Genomic DNA, 21,161 nt, shown 5'->3' on the forward strand with positions numbered 1-21,161 from the left:
CTTAGTTTTGCAGGTTGCTATCGGTGTCGTAGAACATTTGGGTGCTGTAGCTTTCTAGCGGCAGCTTGTCGATGGTTCCATTACGTTCTACGTAATCAACAAATGATTGCGCGTAGTCTAAAAAGCTATCTTCAAATTTACTCTCATCAGCAGAGATGTCGGCAAAGCTAAAGTATCCATCGCGGCCGCCAGCAATGTAGTTATTGGTTACCACTGTGAAGCTGTCACTATCGGCTAAGGCTATCCAATCGGTGGTGCCTTTCGCTTTTACTTCTACGTCGTATAAACGAGAGCCAGCAGCTTGCGACATATCCACCTTGTAACGTAAACCAGCAGCGTAAGGGTAAGCGCCAGTAGAGCCTTCTGGATCTAGCGAGTAATCTACTGCTTCGTTAAGTACCGTTTTGATTTCTGCGCCAGTCATTTCCAAATACACCAAGGTATTCGCGAAAGGCAGTAAGGTGTAAGCATCGCCAATGGTGTAATCGCCTTGTGGTACGTCGTTACGCACGCCGCCGGCATTTTGAATGGCTACGTCGCCACGTACGGCTTGCTCCAAAAAGGCTTGAGCTACCAGGTTTGATATATCTGAACCATTAGCGCTGGTGGCCGATACATCACACAAGGTGCTACGGCCTTGGCCTGGGATGCGCTCAAAACATAGGTTTTGTGCCACTTCGCCTACTACTGATTGTTTTAGTAAGTCCACTTCTTCGGCATAAACAGCTAGTAAATCTGCAGCATTAGCGTCGGCTGTAACAATCGATAAGTTAGGATTGGCGGCTACTGCGTCGGTAACTGCAGTGCGAGTTGCACCGGTAAGCTCAACGCGGTCACCGTTAGTGTCTTTGCGCTTAAAGCTATCTGCTAGCAATAGGTGAGGGGTACCTGCACAGCTTTCTAGTTTGCCGTTGCCGTCGAAGGTTACAGCTAAATCACCCACTACCGCTGAGTATTGCCAAGCTTGGGCAACACATACTGGGTCGCCGTCTAAGTTGCTTACCATGGTTGGGTAGTCACCTGCGCTGTTTAGGCCTAGTTCTTCAAAGTCACCTAATAGGGTGTGTGAGTCGCCACCAATGATCACATCTACGTCAGTCAGTTTTGCGGCTAGCTCTAGGTCGTTTTTGTACTGATAGTGAGTTAACAAAATGATGTTGTTAACGCCTTTTTCTTTTAGCTCGTCGATGTACATTTGCGCCGTGCTGGTTTCATCATGAAACTGAGTGGTGGCGTCAGGGCTTGAAGAGTTTTTAGTTTTAGTGGCAATGTCGATGCCGATAATACCCACCTTGGCATCGCCAAATGACTTAATCATGTATGGCTGGAAGTAATCCCAACGGGTAGTTGGAGCAAGCGGCGATACGCCAACTTCAGGCTCTACGTTGGCTGCCAATACTTGGGTTTGGCAAGTTGGGCTATATAAAAACTCTAAGAAGGTTTTTAAGCCAGCATCGCCGCCATCAAATTCGTGATTACCTAAAGCGAAAGCGTCAAAACACACTTCGTTCATTAAGGCTGCATCGGCTTCGCCTTTAAATAGGGTGTAGTAAAGATCGCCGGTAATTGCGTCACCCGCGTGCAGCTTTAATACATTGTCTTTACTTGCGGCTAGTTCATTGATTTTCGCCACAACTTTTGGAAAACCGCCTACCGAAACTCGCGTTGCTTCGCCCGCTAGGTTTAAGTCTATACCGCTATCAGCTTGTAAATGAGAGTGGTGATCGTTGATATGCAGTACGTTAATGCTAAGTGGCTGAGGGCTTGGAGTACTGTCGTTGTCATTACAGGCAACTAAAGCAACACTAAGGGGAAGAAGGGCTAACCATTCCTTGCGAAAATTCATCTTTACTAACTCCGTTTAGATAGAAAACTCTAAACACTAGAGAGTTTAGATGAACCATAGATGAACTATTTTTGTTAGTTTTATGTCGGTGGCTAAACTGGCCAGTCAACCATGTTGGTATGGTCGCTTGATAAGCTCCCTAGCTCACCCTGCCAACGTTTAATAAATTGCTTATTTGGGTCAAACATTTTGCTTTGTTTATCGATGTCGAAGTGGCGACCACCACGTGGGTCTGCGCCTACTCCTGCAATGTATTGCCAATTCCCCCAGTTACTAGCTACATCGTAATCAATCAAACGTTGTTCAAAGTAGGCCGCGCCGTAGCGCCAGTCTACTTGCAGTTCGTTTACTAGGCAGCTAGCGACAATTTGTCGGCCTCGGTTCGACATCCATCCACTGCTGTTTAGCTGATGCATTAGCGCATTTACCAAAGGGTAGGCCGTATTGCCCTCGCACCATTGCTTAAAGCGCTGGGCGTAAAAACTGGTATGTAAGGTTTTACCGTTAACCCCAGAAAAACTAAACAGCTTGCTGCCATGCGCGCGGGCATACCAATAAAAGTACTCGCGCCAAAGCAGTTCAAAGTAAATCCAATAGCTGGATTCATTAGCGCCGTGCTTTGCCTCGTAATTACCTAAAGCCTGTAAAACTTGCCTAGGGCTAACAGCGCCATGGGCGAGAAACGGCGAAAAGCCAGTTGAGAACAGCTCGCCGCTTAGGGCGTTACGGGTTTGTTTGTAGTGGCTTGCAGCAGTGGTTGAAAAGTAATGCTCAAGATGATGACAAGCCGCTTGCTCACCTGCTTGAAAATCGCTTGAATGATGTTCTTGCAGTTTATTTAGCGGTGCAGGGCTTAAGTTACTTGGCACTTTAGGTAGCTGCTGTAAGATGGCTAAGGGCTCTGCTATCGTAAGCTCTTCTACTTGCTTACGAAAGGGCGTGAAGCTTGTTGGTAGGTTGCTTAAATCAAAAGGTAATTGCTGTTTCTCAAATAAGCTGTTACTGCTGGCGGAGTGAAAGCGGATCTGCGGATAGGCAAGTTGCAGGGCAAGCCATTGCTTGGCTTCGTCACTGCCTGGGTGCACACTTCTGCCAATATCGGTGATGCGATAGTGTTGAAGGTAAAGGGCGACTTGCTGCTCGAAACAACCATGTTCGACAAACAGCTGTTGGCCAAGTTGATTTAAGCTAAGATTGAGTTCACTTAAGGTCTGGTTTAAGTAGGCCTGTTTGGACAAGCTGATTTTGGTTTGGCTGAAGTGCTGAACAAAGGGGCTAGTGGCTTGGTTTATGTAAACGCAAATGAGCTGGTCAACTTGCCGCGCGAGTTGTTTAAGTGCAGGGTTGTCTTGCACTCTACAATCGTTATCGAAAATAAACAGCCCTAGTCGCATTTTTGCTTTCCAAAATTTGTGGTTAATAAATGGGTTTACGTATCTGCTTGTTATTCAGTTTAATCTGGCGAGTGTTTGGCTGCTTAGTTTTTCTTTTACCATAGGAAATTACCATGATCCCTTTGAATACTTCGATAGTGGCTGGCGTGGCTTTGTCGCAATTCGACGGTGAAACCAAAATGTTGCTAATGAAGCGAACTAAGGGCAATTATTGGTGCCATGTAGCGGGGCATATTGAAGGGGACGAAAAAGCCTGGCAGGCGATAATTCGAGAGTTTAACGAAGAAACCCACATTGAGGTGAAACAGCTATATAACGGCCAAATTCTTGAGCAGTTTTTTGAAGCTAATGTAAACGTGATGCAAATTATTCCGGTATTTGTGGTGTTTTGCCCGGCTGAGCAGGCGGTAGTGTTGAACCATGAGCATAGTGAATTTCGCTGGTGTAGCTTGCAAGAAGCCTGTGACTTAGTGCCATTTCCAAATCAGCGAGAAGTGTATCAACAGGTTTGGCAGAGCTTTGTTTTAAACAAACCCCACCCTTTGTTTGAGGTAGATATAAGCTCACTTAGTTAGCGAATGAACCAGGTGCGGCAAGTATGGTTAATGATGATTCTTTGATTAACCATCTCTGCAAATGTTAGTCTAAGTGTATGTTATTTATGAATTTGTACTATCTATTTGGCATGCGTTTAGTGCACTTGTAACTTGTTATGAAGATACTACAAATTTAGAGGTTTTCCGTTCAAGTGAGCCTAAAGCATGGTTTTAATTAAGCTTTAGCGAATTGAGTTGTTCTGTTTTTGGGCGATGTTCGCTTCCTCATCTTATAGGTTTGTAGATGTATTTCTCTAAAGTATTACCTTTGTCTTGGTTGTTGTTACTTGCACTTAGTGGCTGTGGAGGCTCAAGCGATTCGCCAGAACCTCAGTCGGATGAAGAGGTGACTCCGGTCAACCCAGTTGAGCCAACAGAACCAACAGCACCAGAGCAGCCCAATGAGCCGGTTGATCCAGATCCTAGTGAACCGGTAGATAATTCATTACAAGCCAGTATGTTGCGCTTAGTTAATCAAGCACGCGGTGAAGGCCGTAATTGTGGCAGTACGTTTTTCCCGGCAGTTGCGCCTTTAAGCTCGAACCTGTCTTTGCAATTGGCTGCTGAAGAACACTCTAATAACATGGCTAACTATGACTTCTTTTCTCACACCGGCTTAGATGGCTCAAGCTCTGCTACTCGAGCTAGTGCTCAGGGCTACAGTTGGTCTTATGTGGGAGAAAACATCGCCGCTGGGCAGCGCTCGGTGGAGGCTGCAATGAATGGTTGGCTTCAAAGCAGTGGCCATTGTGCCAATATTATGAATGCGAACTACACCGAGTTAGGCGCCGCAAAGGCCGAAAATGCCAGCAGCAGTTATGGCATTTATTGGACTCAAGTTTTTGGTGCGCAGCGTTAGTTAAGTTAGCGGCTTGATTGCTCCTAACAAATAGCTTGAAGTTAACCACCGTTAGAAATCATGCCGCTAATCTAGTTTGTCTCTGAACATGCTAAAGCACTATCTAAAATTGCCAAGAATAAATAAGGCTTTTAAAGCTGAACATATCGCCCTTTTGTTGTTTTGGTAAACATCAGTGGCTGCGCATTTATTGAGCGTTAAACTCTGAGAGTAAACAATTTTTAATCATACCTTTCCAAGTTTTTCGATTTTAGGTAAACCAATTTTGAGTATTGGTGGTTAAATTGTGATCAAAGATCAACCAAAGTGAGAGTTTGGTTGCTAATATCATGATGTAAATATCAATAGCCTTGGTGTAGTCGTGGTGTGCAGTGGCAGATACTCGGGCTTTTATTTATAGCCAATGAGACTGGCTAATAACCATAAATACAAGGAATGACCATGAAATATCCACTTAAAAAAGCAGCTGTATTACCTGTATTAGTATTTGCTGGCGCAAGTTTGATGACGGGTACTGCGCTTGCAGAAACCATTCGGGTAGCTGCCGATAGTTTTGCCTATGCTAAAGGTGACTATGCCGACGGGCAGGCTAAGCCTGTTAGTACCTATACGATCAAGGGCAAAAAGGCGATTAACTACGTAAATAAAGGTGACCTAGTTGGTTACAACATCAATGTTGCGGAAAATGGTGTTTATGACTTGAGTTTTAATATTGCTACCGCAACCGCGCAGGGATCTGCGGTTGAGTTTCAAGTTAAACAAGATGGTAAGTGGGTATCCTACGGCGCAACAACTGTTAACGCAAAAGGTTGGGATAACTACAGTATTGTAAAAAGTGATGCTCAAATACCACTAAAAGCAGGCAGCCAAGAGGTGCGAGTATTAGGTGCTGGTAGTGATGATTGGCAGTGGAACTTACAGTATTTTGAACTTAACAAAATGGGTGAACTGGCCGAGTAAACCCGTTTAAGCCATAGTTGTTAGGGCCATTTATTGGCCCTGTTTTAGTTTGCTGATGCTACCTGGTGTAGCAGCTATGGTTTGCCATAGTGGTTTTATAAGTTTGTTTGAACATTGCTTAAGTAAAGTCGCAAACAACATGGGTAGCCCTAAGCCTGCTAACATGTAGAGCAACCAAGTATTTTCCGAACTATAATGGTTAAGTGCTGATATCTCGGTGCTGTCCATCAAACCTAGCCTTACCATAATTAAGTCTATCAACACAAAACACAGTAAGTGCATGGTCATAATGTCTTTAGAGTGCAGCCCAACAGTGCAGAGCCAAGTGCTTTTTCGGAGTAAACTTAGCATGTAGGCAACAGCCAGTAGACAATAAATGCCTATTAACGCCGAGCATAAATGAATTAGGTAGCCATTGGGGTATTCACTCCAAGACATGCCTAATTCGCTAAAACTGCCGTTGGCCACAAAGGTAATAAGTATGCTTGCTGCGGCGCAAAACAAGGCCAAATTACCGAGTAATTTAAGGTAGGGGCGAAAGGCAAAACCTAGCGCCATAAAGCTTAAGCCTACACTGGTCTGTGTGGCTACGTTGAGATACCACTGAGAGCGGTCTGCATTGTAGATTGGCCCACCATAGTTTGCAGCTACAAAACCTAAACCAACCAAGCTCACCACCAACAGAGACTTAACCACGTGTGACTGTAAGTAAGCCCCCAACAAGCTAATGCTTACACGAAATATCAGGCTGGCCAAGCCATAACTTAAGATGAACCATGCCACCATGAACAGCGAATTATTATGGAAGTTGTAACGTAAGGGGAGGTGAAGCAACCACCAACCTTGCCCTAAACTAAGCACAATTTGGGTGTCTACATAGTGTTTTATCAGGCTAGTAAGCGCGGCAATAATGATGTACCAAAGCAGCAGGTATCCCAAATACTGCCTAAGCCACTTAGCACACCAGCTTTTTAGTGATGAGCTGATCGGCGTAGCCAATAGCCCACCAATAAAAAAGAACAATGGCATGTGAAATAGGTAAACATGAAAGCTAGTGATGGGCGTCCAAGAATAGTGCCCCATAACCACGGCTATAATGCCTAATGCTTTGGCGTAACTGAAAAAAAGCGATTGCTGTTGGTTGAGGTTACAAGAGAGAGTCAAACACTTTTCCTTATCGATTAGCTGCTTTATTGGCGCTAGATAGTTGGAATAGTAAGGTTTTTAGTCACTTAATTTTGTGATTGAACGCTTTCTTATTGTATTTGGTGAACCAATTTAATGCTTTTGTTAACAGGTTCAAGGTGTTTGCTGATTGTTTGAGTATTATTAGTTGATATTGTTAGTGCTACTGTTACTGCTTAGAGTGAATGCGAATGGGCCGTTCTAATAAGATAGGGCTTACTCCTAAAAACGTGTTCTTGCGATTTTTGGGGATGTGTTTGATGTTTTAACCGGCTAACTAAGCGCACCGCTAAAACACTTGATATTTGAACTCAGGTTGAGTTAAAAACAACTCCTTTTGTTACAGTTTTCTAGTTTATCAAGTGAGGTTTAGGCTTGTTTAGTTGAGCCTGTTCAACGAAATCTTGAGTGCGCTTTCTAGCAAATGTAAGTTCACTTAGTGTTACAGATTGGGCGTTAAGAGGTAGTTAGTGATGGCAAAGATAGACAAAAAGCACACTCAGCAAATTTACTATTTTGATGACGCGACTTTTGCAGAGCAAACCCAATGCCAAGAAGTGATTTACGATTACAACCATAGTCGGCCTTCCGAAATAGAACGACGTGCTAAGTTACTTAAACAGATTTTTGCTGAAGTGGGCGAAGATTGCATGATAGAGCCGCCATTGCAGGCCAACTGGGGAAAGCATACTCACTTAGGTAATAAGGTTTACGCTAACTTTAACCTCACCTTAGTAGACGATACGCATATCTACATTGGCGATTACACCATGATTGGGCCCAATGTTACCTTAGCAACCGCAGGCCACCCAATACACCCTAAGCCACGCCAGCAAGCAGCGCAGTTTAATGTGCCCATTACTATTGGGCGTAATGTATGGATAGGTGCAAACTCGGTAGTATTGCCAGGCATTAGCATAGGTGAAAATAGTGTTATTGGGGCGGGCAGTGTGGTGACTAAAGATATACCTGCTAACGTGGTGGCAGTAGGTAACCCCTGTAAAGTATTGCGTGAGATTAGTGAGCGCGATAAGCAGTTTTATTACAAAAACTTAGCTTTTGAGGATGAACAATAACCTTCTCTTACTGGTGCCCCGAGCTTGGTTGTTTAAAGCTTGAATATTTAAGACTTGGATGCAGGCAGCAAGTTGAGCAAGGTCTAAATTAGCCAAAATGCCATGGTTTGCAGGGTTTCTGCAGTTGCTAAGTCAAGTTACTAGGCCAAATTAATCTGCAGGCCCTTATGGTTACTGTTGGTTGCTAACAAACCGTCTGAGACAGTGAGTACCACCGCGTAGCTACCGGCCGCTCCATAGTCGTGGTCAGCAGTAACGCCAGTGTCTGTATAACCATCACTAAAGTCCCATTGATAACTAAGAGTATTGTTTTCCGCATCGCTAGAGCTGCTAGCGTCGAAGCTGGCAGTTAAACCTTGGCTGCTTGCCCTGGCCTGCTTGTGGCTACATCCCATGGTGTTGCTGGATCTACGATTAAACCATGCGCCAATGCTTGGCTGGTGCCTAGGGTCTGTTGATCTTTGGTGTTGAAATTTTGTTCGAGATAAGCGGGCTTTAATCGCGGCGAGCACTTAGAAGCCTAGTGGGCTAAGCAAGAAGTGCTTAACAAAGAGTAAAGTTCGCTTATCCGAACCCTTCGGGCAGCATTTCTTAGCCATTTATTCAGCGTTAGCGAGTGATGATTAAGCCCACTTAACTGCACACTCACTGCCTTGCCTAAATGGCTAATAAATTGCTGTAAAAACCATCAGCAAAGATCAACAGACCCTAGGGTCTGTTGATCTTTGGTGTTGAAATTTTGTTCGAGATAAGCGGGCTTTAATCGCGGCGAGCACTTAGAAGCCTAGTGGGCTAAGCAAGAAGTGCTTAACAAAGAGTAAAGTTCGCTTATCCGAACCCTTCGGGCAGTATTTCTTAGCCATTTATTCAGCGTTAGCGAGTGATGATTAAGCCCACTTAACTGCACACTCACTGCCTTGCCTAAATGGCTAATAAATTGCTGCAAAAACCATCAGCAAAGATCAACAGACCCTAGTAAACATAATGAAAGTACTAGCCTGTTAGTCATGTTATTCCCTTTTGTTGTGAGTGAAATGAACACCAGCTTGAAGCCAGCGCGCAACCTACCGTTACCAAGGCTGTTTGGTATTGTTTTAACCTTGGAAAAACTCAAATAACTACGATTACTCACTTCCGTAATGATTGTTGAGTTAATTAAGGAACGTAGTTGAGCTTATTGCGCGATTCCAGAAATCTGTTGAAGCAAAACCTTAGTGAGCTTCGTTGGTAATTGATCATGTTGCCACTAATTACATTTTGTTATTAAAAGAATCAATAGAGGAGGCGTAAGAGTGCAATGTTTGCTGCTGGTACTTGTTTGAGTGCTGGGATAAATCACATTTAGCAAATAAATTTTGAATGATATTTAAGCAGGTATAAAAGGCTACAGCTTATACCGTATTGGGTATTCATTATTACTTAAGCATTAGAATACCGTTGTTGAGTTGGGCGTTTATATTGTGTTCTTGTTTGATTTTTTGGCGCCACTTTGTGGCTATTTGCTGCAGCTCCCCTTCTGCTTGCATGTCTTTAAAAGCCTGTTGCCATTGCTCTGCATTGTTAAACTGCTTAGACATCGCGATATACACAGCTTGCTGTTTGAGCTCTCTAAGTAAGGTAAAGCTACTTGGGTCTATGTCTAGTTCATTGGCAACAATCTGTAAACCGGTACTCTCATAAGCAATAGCGCTAATTCGTTTTCTTACTAACAATTGGATATTGAGCTTATGGCTACTGTTCACTGATAAGTTGCTCAAACCTTGCTGGGTAAGCCACTCGTGGCGAATATCTCCCTTAGTCACGCCAATCGTTGGGTAGTCGGCTAACTTTTCATAGGTTTGTGGGTTGCTTTTTAAGCCATACAAGCCCCATGTTTTAATGAGAACCGGTCCAATCCAATTGAGCTTTTGATCGCGCTCAGCGTTACGGCTAAAGGAAAACAGCATGGTATTGTGGTTATGGTAAGCGGTTTTTAATGCTCGTGCTTCAGGTACTATTTCTAGCTTGGCTTCAATGTTTAAACGTTTCGCTAGAGAATAAACGATATCAACCACATAGCCTTGAATTTGGTCATCTTCATCTAGGTAGCTAGCGGGAGGTTCATTTACCGTAAGAAATCTAATCGGCGAGCTCGAAGCTACCGCCTGACTAAGGGTAAAGTGAATAACAATTAGCGCAAATACCAAGGGTTTTAACATAGAGTGAACTGAGTGCTTGAATGGGCTAAGTGTAGTTCAAACTGTTGGCGGGAGCAGCCTAAATGATCTGATGCTGCCAGTCTCCTATGGCCAAGGTAGGGTTGAGTGTAGCTAGTGACTATTTTGAGGGGGCTCCAGCTGTTTTGCATGTAAGGCCCAGAACGCTGTGATGCACCAGCGAACTATGCTTGGTGGGATGTAAGCTATTGCCTTAGCGTAGTTCAAACAGTTCGCTGTGAAAATGCTTAAGTGGGTAGCCGTAGTGAGCCAGTTGTTGTTGTAAGTTACTAGAGAATGCAACCGGTCCACAAAACCAAATCTTACGTTGCATTAAGTCTGCAACTTCGTTTACCAATTGCTCAGCGCTTAATAAAGCTTGGCGGCTGTTGTCGATAATTCTTAACTCTACCTCACTGCTCTGAGAGAGTTGCTGTAGCTCTTCAATTAACTTGGGTTCCAAGGTGTCACTGCAGTAATACAGTATCGCCTTAGGCGGATTATTCATGGTTTGACGTTGTTGTAAAATGGCGGTGAAAGCCGCTATACCGATGCCTCCAGCAATCCACAATTGCGCTGCCGAGTCATTAAAGTCGAAGTGACCATAGGGGCCTTCTACTTTTAGATCTTGGCCGATGTTAAGGCGGCTTTTTAGGCTGGCGGTAAAATCGCCTAGCTCTTTTATCAAGAAGCGAACTTGACCAGTGTTGGTATTAGTTGATGCAATGGTAAAGGGGTGTGGCTCTTCGCCCGGAAACCCAATAAACGCAAATTGCCCACTATTGTGACCATGCCAGTTGGGCACGCTTAGGCGTAAATCGACAACTTTATCTTGGGGTAGAAATCTAAAGTTAGCCACTGTGGCGGTGTGCTGCTTAGTTTTACCAATACGGCCAAACAAACTATATACCGCAGCAACACTGCCCACCCAAATTAACGCTAGACAGGCATACGTTATGGGGTACGGCCAATAGCTGTGTTTAATCAATATGGCGGAATGAAATGCTAATGCTAAAAACGCTAGCGACATGAGTTTGTGCGAATAACGAAACTCTTTGTACCTAATCACCCCCACTAAGGCGACAACTGCTAGCACTACAAAGCTGTAAAAGGCTACTTCGCCTACTTGTTCAGCCAGTCCGCGTAAAGGACGCACTAGCGCATATAGTGAATCGGAATTATTGGGACCAGCGCCTCTAACGGGTTTGTCTAGTATCCCCGCTCTTACAAGTTGCTTAGGAATAATCGCCAGTAGCCAATGCACCACTGCTACTAATACCGAGGCGATGCCGAGGTGTTTGTGCAAACGGTAGGATTTGTCTAAGCCCTTGGTCAGCAACTCAATAAAGGGCAAGCGTAAGGCCAAAAGCATGGTAATACTCATTAAGCCCACTGCTAACATGCCGCTGTACTGAATGAGCGCCGAACGCCATTGAAAAAAGTTATCTGAAGAAAACAGATTGGGTTCTGCTTGTAGCCATAATCCAGTAATGGCGGCTAAGAGCAGTATTATAGTTGCAGTTGTTTTACGCATGATTCGGCCTTACTCATCCTTTGCTAACAAGTATAAAAAGGCCAGTCTTTAGTTAGGTAAAGCTAGGGTAAAGAAGTGTAAAGTCGCTGTTTGCATAGACGTGAAAAATGCAAAACAAGCTAGATGAATAACCTAGGGTGTTCATCTAGCTTGGGTGTTTAATAGGCTAAAACCCTTCCAACACAATTTTTCCTTTAGCCTTTTGCGACTCAATAAAGGCGTGAGCTTGTTTGAGGTTGTCGGCATTTATCTGGCCAAAGTGTTCACCTAAGGTACTTTTTATCTTCCCTTGATCAATGAGGGTAGCCACTTCGCTGAGTAACTCATGCTGTTTAATCATGTCTTCGGTTTGGAACATTGAGCGGGTATACATAAACTCCCAATGCAGCGAAATACTCTTACGTTTAAGCAGTTTTACATCTAACTCAGCTGGGTCATCAATTAAACCAAATTTTCCTTGTGGCTTAATCACTTTGACAATCTCGGCCATGTGTTGGTCGGTATTGTTTAAACTCACTACGTAGTCGATGTTGTTTTGCTCGGCTAACTCTTCACTTAAAGGATTGCGGTGATTAATGATTTGGTCGGCCCCCAATTCTTTTAACCAAGTCTGGGTTTCTGGTCGAGAGGCAGTGGCAATAACTTTAAGCTTGGTGAGCTGTTTAACCAACTGAACCATTATCGAGCCTACGCCGCCAGCAGCGCCAATAATCAAAATAGACTTTGGCTCAGTTTTACTCACTTGCAAGCGGTCGAATAGCATTTCCCAAGCGGTTAGCGCCGTAAGAGGCAAGGCGGCCGCATGTGCTGCTGGAATGCTAGTGGGTGCTAAGCTAACTATGCGTTCATCTACCAGTTGGTATTCGGCATTGCTGCCAGCGCGAGTTAAATCACCGGCATACCAGACTTTGTCACCTACTTTGAAAAGCTGGGCTTGGTCGCCAATTTGCTCCACGGTGCCTACCGCATCCCAGCCGATTACTTTCCATTGGCCTTGCTCGGCGGAGACATTGGCGCGAATTTTAGTATCAACAGGGTTTACCGAGATGGCTTCAACTTTTATTAATAAGTCTTTAGCACTGGCACTAGGCTTTGGCAGTTCAATATCTTGTAGTGATAAGTTCTCACTAATTGCTAGTGCTTGTTGGTAGGCTACAGCTTTCATTGGTGGCTCCATTAGGGCGAAAATCCAGATAACTCAGTGTAGTAGAGTTTGGTTGTAGGAAAAACACAGCTGCGATTAAATCACTTTCAATTTATTTTTGATAATCAGTGAGAGAAGATAACCAGCACTTAATTTGGGTTTTGGCTAGCTTACATCAAGTTATGCTTTCTAATAGCGTACTAAACTGTCGGTTATTTGAGCTAAGCCCAGCTTGTTTATGTAGATTTTACAAAGAGTTATTTATGGAACACAATTGGCGCTTATGTGCAGCGCGCTTAAGCCGTTTTCCCACGCCAGTGGCAGGGCTTGCATTAGGGATAGCGAGCCTAGGCTTTGTCATTGAGTCTAGTTATAGCACCGAGGGCTTCGTTCAAGGGCTTTCCGCGCTGCTTGCAAGTATGCTGTTGGGCTTGCTGCTGCTAAGGTTTGTGTTGCACCCTAAAACGCTTATTCAAGATTTATCACACCCTGTTGTGGGCAGCGTTGCTCCTACTTTTGCTATGGCATTAATGCTAGTAAGCAATGCCGTTGCGCGTTATTTGCACCCTTTTGCTGGTAGTGTTCTTTGGCTATTGGCCATTGTTATCCATTTGGCTTTTTTAGCGGCCTTTTGTTACCACCGCAGCCGTCAATTTAATTGGACTGACATGGGGCCAAGCTGGTTTGTGCCGCCTGTGGGGATTATTGTGGCCGCACTTGCTTACCTTGGTCCGGTGCATGGCGTTTTATATTGGCTGGCGGTCGCTTGTTTATGGTTTGGTATGGCATGTTTTGCGATTATGTTACCGATGATGTTTTATCGGTTTATTTTCAAAGACAACATTGAGCAAGGCGCGCAGCCCACTATTGCCATTCTTGCCGCGCCTGCCAGTTTATCGATGGCCGGTTATTTGACTATTGAGCCTTCTCCATCAGCCTTGATAGTGTTGAGCTTGTTTGGCATTTCGCTATTGATGACCTTTACCGTTTACCTGTCTTTTTTCAAATTATTGCGCTTACCTTTCTCTCCAGGCTATGCGGCATTTACCTTTCCTATGGTAATTGGCGCTAGCTGCATGTTTAAAACCGCAGACTTATTGAGTAGATGGGGAGTAAACGCTAGCTTGGTTGAAGAAGTGTTATGGTTGGCGCGTTTTGAGCTATTAATGGCAAGCCTAGTTGTCGCTTACGTTAGCTTCAGGTTTATCTACTTCTTTGTATTTACGCGGCGCCATCAGCAGCTTTAGCGTTAAGCAAATCTAAACTCTTGCTCTAGGTTAAATTGCGCTAAAGAAGTAGCGGGCAGCTAGCTGGATCAGTTGTTCGTTGGTGTCTGCTTCTAGCCCGTGCAAGGCGCGCTGTGGCCGTTGGCTGTTTAGCCATTGGTATTCGCCACCTATAAACCAGTTTTTGTTTAACCTATATTGGTAGGCGAAGGTAAGGCCTTTGCCGCGCTCGTTATTGTCATCTAAGGGGGTGTTGTCGCGGTCGATGTTTTCAAAGGCTTCTGCCCGCAGGCTCACTCGGTGCTTCTTTTTAAAGTTGCGGGTGAGCATGGCAAAACCGTTGGCAAAGTCCATCTTTACAGCATCTTGGCGATCGAGCGATTGCATCAAGGTGGAGCCGTTCATGTATTGCCACAATAGCTGCCACTGCTTGTTTATCCGCCATTTTCCACCTAAGTGAGCAAAGCGGGTTCGCCACGCGTAGTCTCCACCATCAATTAAGTAAGGTTTAGCCAGGTTATCGTAGTATCCCACTCTAAACAGGGTATGGCGTCTGATGCTCCAGTCCAAGTTAGTATAAAAGCCGGGGCGATGATCTATTTCTTTAAATGGGTTCGAACGGCGGGTTTGATCGGCTAATGCGGGTTGCAATGGTTCGGGGAATGGGCGAGTTTCCCCCCATAAAGTTTGTCTCGAGCTACTTGTCCAGCCGTGCCAAGCTAATAAGGCTCCAGCTGGGTCGTTGGCCACAAACAGCATGCCGCTTACTGACAAGTTGTGTTGGGAGTTAGAAAATTTACCTAAGCGCTCTAGTTTGGCCTCGATGCCGGTGGTGCGAATTTCTTCTCCAACCCAAGTATTAAGAGTGGAGGCGTTTAAGGTGTATGGCGTTGCCCAGGCGGTGGCGGTGTTTTCTAAGGAAATACTCGGATACATAATGCCCGCTCGGCCCGACCAGCGAAGGCCACTCTCTGAGGGGAGACCTTTATAACTAAAAAAAGCCTCAGTAAAACCTAGCGCACTATCTTCTTGATCGAGCCAGCCATTTAAAACCAATTTGCCAGAGAAGCCGTTATCCCAGTGGGCGCTTAAATCTAAGCCTGCTTGAGCAACAGAAAGTTGGCTTCCATCAGAGTAGCCAAATTTGCCGTAGCCACCTTTTACATAGCTGTCACTGCTATCTACATGGCTAGCGCGTAAATCGAGGATCCCTCTGGCGCTATATTCCGCAGCCTTGGTGGGGTTTAGCGTAGCTGTTAGCATCAAACAGATGCTGAAAATAATTCCCTTATTCGGCAAACTCGATGCTCTCCTGAGCGAGTAATTCATACAATTCTTTAGCGGGTTTTGGGCGACTAATAAAGTAGCCTTGAGCTAAATTACACTTGGCTTTTTCCAGCCAACGCAAGCTCTCGATATCTTCAATACCCTCTGCTACTACACTTAAGCCCATGTTGTGCGCCAGCTCAATGGTCGACTTCACAATAATGGCATCGTCGGCATCAATGGCGAGCTTTTGTACAAAAGATTTATCAATTTTGAGCTCATGCACCGGTAGGCGTTTTAACTGAGCAAGGGACGAGTAACCGGTGCCGTAGTCATCAATAGACAATTTAAAGCCACGTTTTTTAAAGCGAGCCAACAAGGCTATCGCCGTTTCAGGGTCGTCAACTAACGCGCTCTCTGTGACTTCTAAGGTGAAGGATTCTGCTGCTAGTTGCTTGTTTTCGATATTCTGGCAAATGAAGCTATAAAAGCTATCGTCTTTTAGGTTTTCGCCAGAGATATTGATCGCGATGTTGACGTCGACACCTTTAACTTTCCAGGCCAGGCTTTGCGATAAGGCTTCTAAAAATACCCAGCGAGTGAGCGGGTTAATTTGCCCAGTATGTTCGGCAATTTCGATAAAGGCATCGGGTGGAACCATGCCTAACTCTGGGTGTTGCCAACGTACTAAAGCTTCTACATGGGTGATTCTGTTAGCGGCAAAGCTAAACTTTGGCTGGTAGTGCAGGGTGAGCTGGTTATTTTGAATGGCCTTTTTAAGATCGTTAATTAGGCTTAAGCGTTCAACGGTATTGGTATCGGCACTTGGGTCGTAGATGTAACAATGGCTGCGCGCTTCTCGACAGTGATTTAAGGCCGCATCTGCTTTTTGCAGTAACTCTTGCGGATTTTGACCATGCTCTGGAAATAAGGCTACACCTACATGCGTTTGCAGCTGTAGATGCATATCTTGAAAATTACAGCCTTCGTGCATTTGCATACTAATAAGCTGCAAATGTTGTTGTACGTTGTCTCGGGTTACATTTGGCAGCAATACAATAAATTCATCGGCACCAATGTGGCACAGGTGGTGTTCGCTATTTAGTGCGCTTAGGCGTTTGCCGGCTTCTTTAATTAGCCGGTCGCCAGCTTGGTGGCCTAAGGTATCGTTTACTTGTTTTAGACGACAAATGTTTAAGTGGAACATCGCAAAGGGCAGTTTGCTGTCAGCTGTAAGTTGAGTAAGTTTATTGGCTAGCCAGTTACGGTTAGGTAGCTCGGTAAGCGGGTCGTGGTGCAAGCGATGATTAATCGCTTGTTCACGACTGAGTACTTGCTCTTGCATGCTATTAAACTCGCTGGCTAGTTGGCCAAGCTCGGTTCTGTCGTTTATCGATACCGGCGTTTGATAATCACCAGTGGCCAGCCGTTTAGCTTGTTTCACTAGTAGTTTAATTGGCTTAGTAATGTCATCGGCAATCAGATAAGCCGCTACCATAGAGCAGAACAGAGTGAGTGCGGTGAGCAGTAAAATTTGCACCCAACTTTGTTGAATAACTGCCACTAGATTGTCTCTAGAGCTATGCAGCACCACATAAAATGCACCGTCACCCGCTACGCTAAATTGTTGGTGTAGGGCTAGCACATCACTATTGCTTTGGCTCAGTAAGGCTTTGGCGCTAGCAAGGTTTGCATCGGTATTACTAGAACCTAGCAAAGACCACGTTTGTTGTTGCTGTAAGATAAAGTCGGTTTGTAAGCCGGTTTGGTTTAAAAAGCTTTCTGCTAAGGGCTTACCAATTTCATAACCAAATCCGGCCCAACCAATAATTGCTGGGCCACTTTTTATCGCCGAAAGATGCAGTTGGTAAAGCCGCTTGCCAATAGCGTAGTAGGGGGGAAGTTGGCCTTGCTGTAAGGCTGGCATAAAGGCAAAAGCTTGACCTTGCTGTTCACCCCTTACCACTTTGCTTTTTTGATTAGCTTGCTGGCTGTTTACTAATTGCAGTTCAATCATGCCCGACGGCGTGACCACCATGGCTAAGTCTGCATTAATGCGTTTACCGTGATTATGCAAAGCAATCGCAACGCTGCGTTTGTCTTCACCAAATACACTTTTTAATCCGTAATCGTTGGTGACAGTTTCGGCAAAGCTGCTTAGGTAAAACCCTCGGCGATTAAACTCACTTTGAAACAGAGCGTTGGCTTTGCTTAACTGCGAGTCGATGGCAATTTTTTCTTTCAGCCTTAAGGAGTCGTAGGTAGACCAAAATGAGATCGCTTGAAGCAGTAACAATAGCGATACTATCAACAGTAGTATTTTGGTCTTTATGCTTTTCATCGGCGCTCCTGCCAATTAGTACTCTGAGAGAAAATCAAAATCATCCGGATTTTGCTGTTCTAGTTCTGCATCTTCTAAAGCGTTGGGCAAGCTAAGTGCTAGCTTACCATTGTCGTTAATGTTTATCTGTTGGCTAAGTTGTTGGTTAGCTGTTTTAAGCTCTGGATGCCAAACCACCAGTTGGTAGTTTCCCGCTGGTACAGCAGTAAATTCAACCATTCCTTGGGCGTTAGTTTTGTTAAACAAGGGCGTATCAACTAGCAATAAATATGCGCCCATCCAGTCATGAATGTTACACCCCATAGGTACCACGCCGCTGTGGTCGAAGTCATGTTTGCTGTGGGTCTCCCCCGACTTGATTTGAAATGAAAACTTGTTATCACCAGCAGCAGAGTAGATGTGGTGGGTAATGTTGTCATCGTTATTAAAATCGACTTGGCTACCACGTTGCGCAACGCTGATGTAAGGCACAAAGGCTTTATCTCGCTGGCCTATCACAACGGTTTGTTGGTTTATCTCACTGAGTTGATGGCCCTGTGGCTCAAGATAAACCACCACATTGGCGGCGGGGCTGCCATCGGGCTGGCTGAGGCTTAGCTGATAGCTAAAGCTTGAATTGGCAAGGCTCGAAAAGCTGAGAAGTATTAACGCTAAGCAGGTGACTATGTTTCTCATCGGCATCCTTTCGCCACATTACTGGTGGCTGATGAAATCTGTTGGTGGTTTGGTTCTAGTACTTAGACCTTAGCACTTAGCCAAATATTACAGCTTATTTGCTTGGGCATAACTGAGCTATTTAAGTGTAAGCACTTGGCAGTTGATTGAGCAGCAGAAATTGCGCTAAATGCAGCATAGTTAGCAAAAGCCCGAAGCAAATGAGTACCTTAGGCAGGTTGTGAGCTTAATCGTTGTTGCTTAATGCATGCAGGGCTGCGGCTCGGCGAGTTTCATGTTCATTCATAAAGTAGCAGCGGTGGGTATAAGCAGAGGTTAGGGCTTTATGCTTATCTAGGTCTGGATAACGTTGGTCGTAACGCTCACTAAAGTTTAAGTATTGGCGATGGTTTAACTGCCTTACAGAGTTGGCTAACTCGCTAGGTACTTGATATTCGGCCACTAAAGCTTGGTAGTCTTGTTGATGTACCGCCACTCGAGAGTGGTTTTTTAAGTGTTTGGCAGCGGCCATACAAGCGGCGGCTTCGTTTAGTTCAAACATCATTTCTGCAGCCTGTGGTGGTAGCTCTTTGGCTTGAACGGTAAGTGCTAGGCCCGCGCTAAAAGCGACTAAAAGTAATTGGCGAAAGGTCATGTAATTAGCCTTGAACAAGAGGTTTTAATAAGAATAAGGCAGCGTTATAGAGGTCAATTATTAAATAAATATTACGGTTAGCACTTAATTTTAGTAATTGCTTTAATTAATAAAAATGAAATCTTAGTGTCATATTTTGAATTCAGTATCCTCCGCCAAATCAACTAGATAACTGGCGAAATGGAGACATTACCTAATGCCAAATTCAACTAAATCAGTCTTTCGCGCTACTTTGTGCGCTGCGGCAGTGAGCGCACTACTTAGTGCTTGTAACAGTGATAGCAATAATGACCAAGATACTTCAAGCCCAATTGTACCGGCACCGCTGTCTATTGGTCTGTTACCTGATACTCAAGGCAATGGTTGGGAAGTAGCGCAACACCCCATGGAAGCAGTGTTGGCTAAGCACCAAGCACATGGCGTTGATTTGGTTATTCCGGTAGGTGATTTAACCAATCACGGTTCAACAAAAGAATGGGCAGAGTGGCGGGAGGTTGCTGAGAAGTACCGTGAAGCTGGCATGGAGTTTTTGCCAGTAATGGGCAATCACGAAACCAGCTGGGCTTACACGGTAGAATGGATTGAAAACATGCGTCACTACATTCCTGAAGACGCAGTTCACATGCCTAGTGCCGAGTGGCTTAACTATTACATTATTCGTGAAAATGTATTGGTGATTGGCCTTGCTTATTACAACCTACCGATTGCCTTTGGCTGGATTAAAGATGTAGTTGCAGAACATGAAGGTAAGTTTGAACATGTGGTAATTGCCAGCCACGATGGCTTGATTGGCGCTAAGTATGGGCAAACCCGTGAGCAAATTGTACAGGGCACTAAAGATGATAATCGCCTGTTTGATATTCATAAAGAGATCCGAGAGTTATTTGCCGAAAAAGATGTCATTTGGGTGCAAGGACACGAGCACATGTATCAGCGCTCGCAAGTGCATGCACGGGTATTAGGTTCTAATGATCCTGGTGGGCGCAATGCCGAACCGTTGGCATCTACCCCTAGTGGTGGTAATTACCGTATGCCATCTTATACCCAAATTGTCAGTGGCAATGCTTCTTACAAGGGTTATGAATACCGTTATGGCGAACGCGAGCTGATTCAAGATGTGATTCAACACAAAATGGATAGCATGAGCAATGGCTCGGAGCATTACGATGCCAACGCCGCCATGTTACATTTTGACGGTTCAAGAGTCGATTACCGCGCTTACTCGGCTCCTCATACCATTAAGGCCAACAGTGATGGCCCTAAAGAATTGCTTGAGCCAAATTGGACCTTAATGGACAGCTTTAGCCGCAGTTCTAACCGTTGTGAGTCATTGATCTATCCAAACTCGATACCCGATGATCAACGCCCAATTCTAAACCATATTGTTGAATACAAAACCGCCTCCTGTGTGGCTGATGACCAAAGTACGGCCAAGCTGTTAGGCGGCACAAACAATACCTTTAATCGGGTAGATACCACCGAGCGAACCATGGGGTATACGGCAGGCTTTAACCGCGCCGAAACCATGAACGACATGATGCGTTTAAGCTACCAGTTCTTATTTACCAAGCATTCTTCTTGGGATGTAAATTTAAATGGTAATAACCGAGTAGTGCCTAACTACGATTCGATTCAACCTGATGAGTCTGGCGCAGAAACTGGCCATGTAGTGCTACCTGCCACCACCATCGACATGAAAAAACACCTCACTTTGAGTTGGATGCCGAAAGAGGCCGCTACGGTTTCTGACGTGTTGCTAGTGAGTGGTACCCAAGTGCATGGTGGGGTTTATCAAAATGCCTACGGCGGTGAAGTAGATATTCGCACCATCGCCGGCCAGCCTGGCTCGCAACCCGATGGAACGGTTAAGCAACCAGTGGTCGATTTACCAAGTTATGCAACTCAAGCTTGGGATGTAGAACAGATCATTGCTGATCCATATGGCATTGAGTTCACAACCGAGAACTTGGCACAGGCAGAGAACTTAAACCTTGCTTGGAAAGCCGACGGTGAATGGCAAGCAGTAGCGGCATCTGAGTGTGTGCTCGATTTGCCATGGGATGAAGACTACTTAACTAACCCTCCGGCACGTATTACCAGCTGTAGTGACCAACCCCTAGTTGGCTACGACAGCCAATATGGTGGACGCTGGTGGATGATCGCCCAGCAAGATGTAGAGCTAGCCTTAATTAATAAATAAGCATTAGCTACGGGGCGCCAATGGCGTGGC

17 protein-coding genes are annotated in these 21,161 nt (G+C 44.9%); 6 read left to right on the forward strand and 11 right to left on the reverse strand.

Translation table 11 applies throughout. The annotated features are described in order from the left end of the window. Position 1: 1 nt before the first annotated feature. On the reverse strand, positions 2-1,846 hold the full coding sequence (nadN, locus tag K5L93_RS14250) for an NAD nucleotidase (protein WP_220720433.1): 1,845 nt from the start codon (positions 1,844-1,846) through the stop codon (positions 2-4). Positions 1,847-1,938: 92 nt separating this feature from the next. After that, positions 1,939-3,240, reverse strand: a complete 1,302-nt coding sequence (locus K5L93_RS14255; RefSeq protein ID WP_220720434.1) for a DASH family cryptochrome — start codon at positions 3,238-3,240, stop codon at positions 1,939-1,941. Between the two features lie 113 nt (positions 3,241-3,353). Between K5L93_RS14255 and K5L93_RS14260 the strand changes: the two genes are divergently transcribed. From K5L93_RS14260 to K5L93_RS14270, 3 genes are all read left to right on the forward strand, one after another. Continuing rightward, positions 3,354-3,815: an NUDIX hydrolase gene (locus K5L93_RS14260; protein ID WP_220720435.1), complete on the forward strand. Its 462-nt coding sequence runs from the start codon at positions 3,354-3,356 to the stop codon at positions 3,813-3,815. A gap of 265 nt (positions 3,816-4,080) precedes the next feature. After that, positions 4,081-4,695, forward strand: a complete 615-nt coding sequence (locus tag K5L93_RS14265; RefSeq protein WP_246615056.1) for a CAP domain-containing protein — start codon at positions 4,081-4,083, stop codon at positions 4,693-4,695. Positions 4,696-5,136: 441 nt separating this feature from the next. After that, entirely contained in the window at positions 5,137-5,655 is a 519-nt protein-coding gene (locus K5L93_RS14270) for a carbohydrate-binding protein (RefSeq protein ID WP_220720436.1), read from the forward strand. A 30-nt stretch (positions 5,656-5,685) separates the two neighbouring features. Here the strand turns inward: K5L93_RS14270 and K5L93_RS14275 are convergent, their stop codons facing one another. Beyond that, entirely contained in the window at positions 5,686-6,819 is a 1,134-nt protein-coding gene (locus tag K5L93_RS14275; RefSeq protein ID WP_220720437.1) for an acyltransferase family protein, read from the reverse strand. 494 nt (positions 6,820-7,313) lie between these two features. On the opposite strand from K5L93_RS14275, the gene K5L93_RS14280 reads away from it, so the two are divergent. Beyond that, complete coding sequence (locus K5L93_RS14280; protein ID WP_220720438.1) at positions 7,314-7,916, forward strand: sugar O-acetyltransferase; 603 nt, start codon at positions 7,314-7,316, stop codon at positions 7,914-7,916. A 140-nt stretch (positions 7,917-8,056) separates the two neighbouring features. On the opposite strand, the gene K5L93_RS14285 is transcribed toward K5L93_RS14280, so the two are convergent. The 4 genes from K5L93_RS14285 to K5L93_RS14300 form a co-directional block, all read right to left on the reverse strand. Further along, positions 8,057-8,311 (reverse strand): PKD domain-containing protein, encoded by a 255-nt coding sequence (locus K5L93_RS14285; RefSeq protein ID WP_246615057.1) that lies wholly within the window; start codon positions 8,309-8,311, stop codon positions 8,057-8,059. Between the two features lie 1,020 nt (positions 8,312-9,331). Further along, entirely contained in the window at positions 9,332-10,114 is a 783-nt protein-coding gene (locus tag K5L93_RS14290) for a substrate-binding periplasmic protein (RefSeq protein ID WP_220720439.1), read from the reverse strand. Positions 10,115-10,325: 211 nt separating this feature from the next. Next, positions 10,326-11,645: a ferredoxin reductase family protein gene (locus K5L93_RS14295; RefSeq protein WP_220720440.1), complete on the reverse strand. Its 1,320-nt coding sequence runs from the start codon at positions 11,643-11,645 to the stop codon at positions 10,326-10,328. A gap of 166 nt (positions 11,646-11,811) precedes the next feature. Beyond that, positions 11,812-12,810, reverse strand: coding sequence for a zinc-binding alcohol dehydrogenase family protein (locus tag K5L93_RS14300; protein ID WP_220720441.1), 999 nt, complete (start codon positions 12,808-12,810; stop codon positions 11,812-11,814). Between the two features lie 242 nt (positions 12,811-13,052). On the opposite strand from K5L93_RS14300, the gene K5L93_RS14305 reads away from it, so the two are divergent. Further along, positions 13,053-14,036, forward strand: a complete 984-nt coding sequence (locus tag K5L93_RS14305; RefSeq protein WP_220720442.1) for a TDT family transporter — start codon at positions 13,053-13,055, stop codon at positions 14,034-14,036. A 30-nt stretch (positions 14,037-14,066) separates the two neighbouring features. Here K5L93_RS14305 and K5L93_RS14310 read toward each other — a convergent pair whose 3' ends face one another. The 4 genes from K5L93_RS14310 to K5L93_RS14325 all read right to left on the reverse strand — a co-directional run bounded on the left by K5L93_RS14310 (position 14,067) and on the right by K5L93_RS14325 (position 18,931). Further along, on the reverse strand, positions 14,067-15,278 hold the full coding sequence (locus tag K5L93_RS14310) for a hypothetical protein (protein ID WP_220720443.1): 1,212 nt from the start codon (positions 15,276-15,278) through the stop codon (positions 14,067-14,069). A gap of 25 nt (positions 15,279-15,303) precedes the next feature. Then, positions 15,304-17,622, reverse strand: coding sequence for a bifunctional diguanylate cyclase/phosphodiesterase (locus tag K5L93_RS14315; protein WP_220720444.1), 2,319 nt, complete (start codon positions 17,620-17,622; stop codon positions 15,304-15,306). Between the two features lie 15 nt (positions 17,623-17,637). Continuing rightward, complete coding sequence (locus K5L93_RS14320) at positions 17,638-18,297, reverse strand: hypothetical protein (protein ID WP_220720445.1); 660 nt, start codon at positions 18,295-18,297, stop codon at positions 17,638-17,640. 226 nt (positions 18,298-18,523) lie between these two features. Further along, positions 18,524-18,931 (reverse strand): hypothetical protein, encoded by a 408-nt coding sequence (locus K5L93_RS14325; RefSeq protein ID WP_220720446.1) that lies wholly within the window; start codon positions 18,929-18,931, stop codon positions 18,524-18,526. Positions 18,932-19,127: 196 nt separating this feature from the next. Here K5L93_RS14325 and K5L93_RS14330 point away from each other — a divergent pair, with 196 nt between their 5' ends. Continuing rightward, entirely contained in the window at positions 19,128-21,131 is a 2,004-nt protein-coding gene (locus tag K5L93_RS14330) for a metallophosphoesterase family protein (protein WP_220720447.1), read from the forward strand. Positions 21,132-21,161: the final 30 nt, after the last annotated feature.

The sequence above is a fragment of the Agarivorans litoreus genome, from assembly GCF_019649015.1.
In the GTDB taxonomy this organism is placed as follows: Bacteria; Pseudomonadota; Gammaproteobacteria; order Enterobacterales; family Celerinatantimonadaceae; genus Agarivorans; species Agarivorans litoreus.

Bases quoted from the DNA above. Each gene is read 5' to 3' on its own strand.
- nadN (WP_220720433.1), bottom strand. From the start codon at position 1,846: ATGAATTTTCGCAAGGAATGGTTAGCCCTTCTTCCCCTTAGTGTTGCT.
- K5L93_RS14255 (WP_220720434.1), bottom strand. From the start codon at position 3,240: ATGCGACTAGGGCTGTTTATTTTCGATAACGATTGTAGAGTGCAAGAC.
- K5L93_RS14260 (WP_220720435.1), top strand. From the start codon at position 3,354: ATGATCCCTTTGAATACTTCGATAGTGGCTGGCGTGGCTTTGTCGCAA.
- K5L93_RS14265 (WP_246615056.1), top strand. From the start codon at position 4,081: ATGTATTTCTCTAAAGTATTACCTTTGTCTTGGTTGTTGTTACTTGCA.
- K5L93_RS14270 (WP_220720436.1), top strand. From the start codon at position 5,137: ATGAAATATCCACTTAAAAAAGCAGCTGTATTACCTGTATTAGTATTT.
- K5L93_RS14280 (WP_220720438.1), top strand. From the start codon at position 7,314: ATGGCAAAGATAGACAAAAAGCACACTCAGCAAATTTACTATTTTGAT.
- K5L93_RS14285 (WP_246615057.1), bottom strand. From the start codon at position 8,311: ATGGGATGTAGCCACAAGCAGGCCAGGGCAAGCAGCCAAGGTTTAACT.
- K5L93_RS14290 (WP_220720439.1), bottom strand. From the start codon at position 10,114: ATGTTAAAACCCTTGGTATTTGCGCTAATTGTTATTCACTTTACCCTT.
- K5L93_RS14295 (WP_220720440.1), bottom strand. From the start codon at position 11,645: ATGCGTAAAACAACTGCAACTATAATACTGCTCTTAGCCGCCATTACT.
- K5L93_RS14300 (WP_220720441.1), bottom strand. From the start codon at position 12,810: ATGAAAGCTGTAGCCTACCAACAAGCACTAGCAATTAGTGAGAACTTA.
- K5L93_RS14305 (WP_220720442.1), top strand. From the start codon at position 13,053: ATGGAACACAATTGGCGCTTATGTGCAGCGCGCTTAAGCCGTTTTCCC.
- K5L93_RS14310 (WP_220720443.1), bottom strand. From the start codon at position 15,278: ATGCTAACAGCTACGCTAAACCCCACCAAGGCTGCGGAATATAGCGCC.
- K5L93_RS14315 (WP_220720444.1), bottom strand. From the start codon at position 17,622: ATGAAAAGCATAAAGACCAAAATACTACTGTTGATAGTATCGCTATTG.
- K5L93_RS14320 (WP_220720445.1), bottom strand. From the start codon at position 18,297: ATGAGAAACATAGTCACCTGCTTAGCGTTAATACTTCTCAGCTTTTCG.
- K5L93_RS14325 (WP_220720446.1), bottom strand. From the start codon at position 18,931: ATGACCTTTCGCCAATTACTTTTAGTCGCTTTTAGCGCGGGCCTAGCA.
- K5L93_RS14330 (WP_220720447.1), top strand. From the start codon at position 19,128: ATGCCAAATTCAACTAAATCAGTCTTTCGCGCTACTTTGTGCGCTGCG.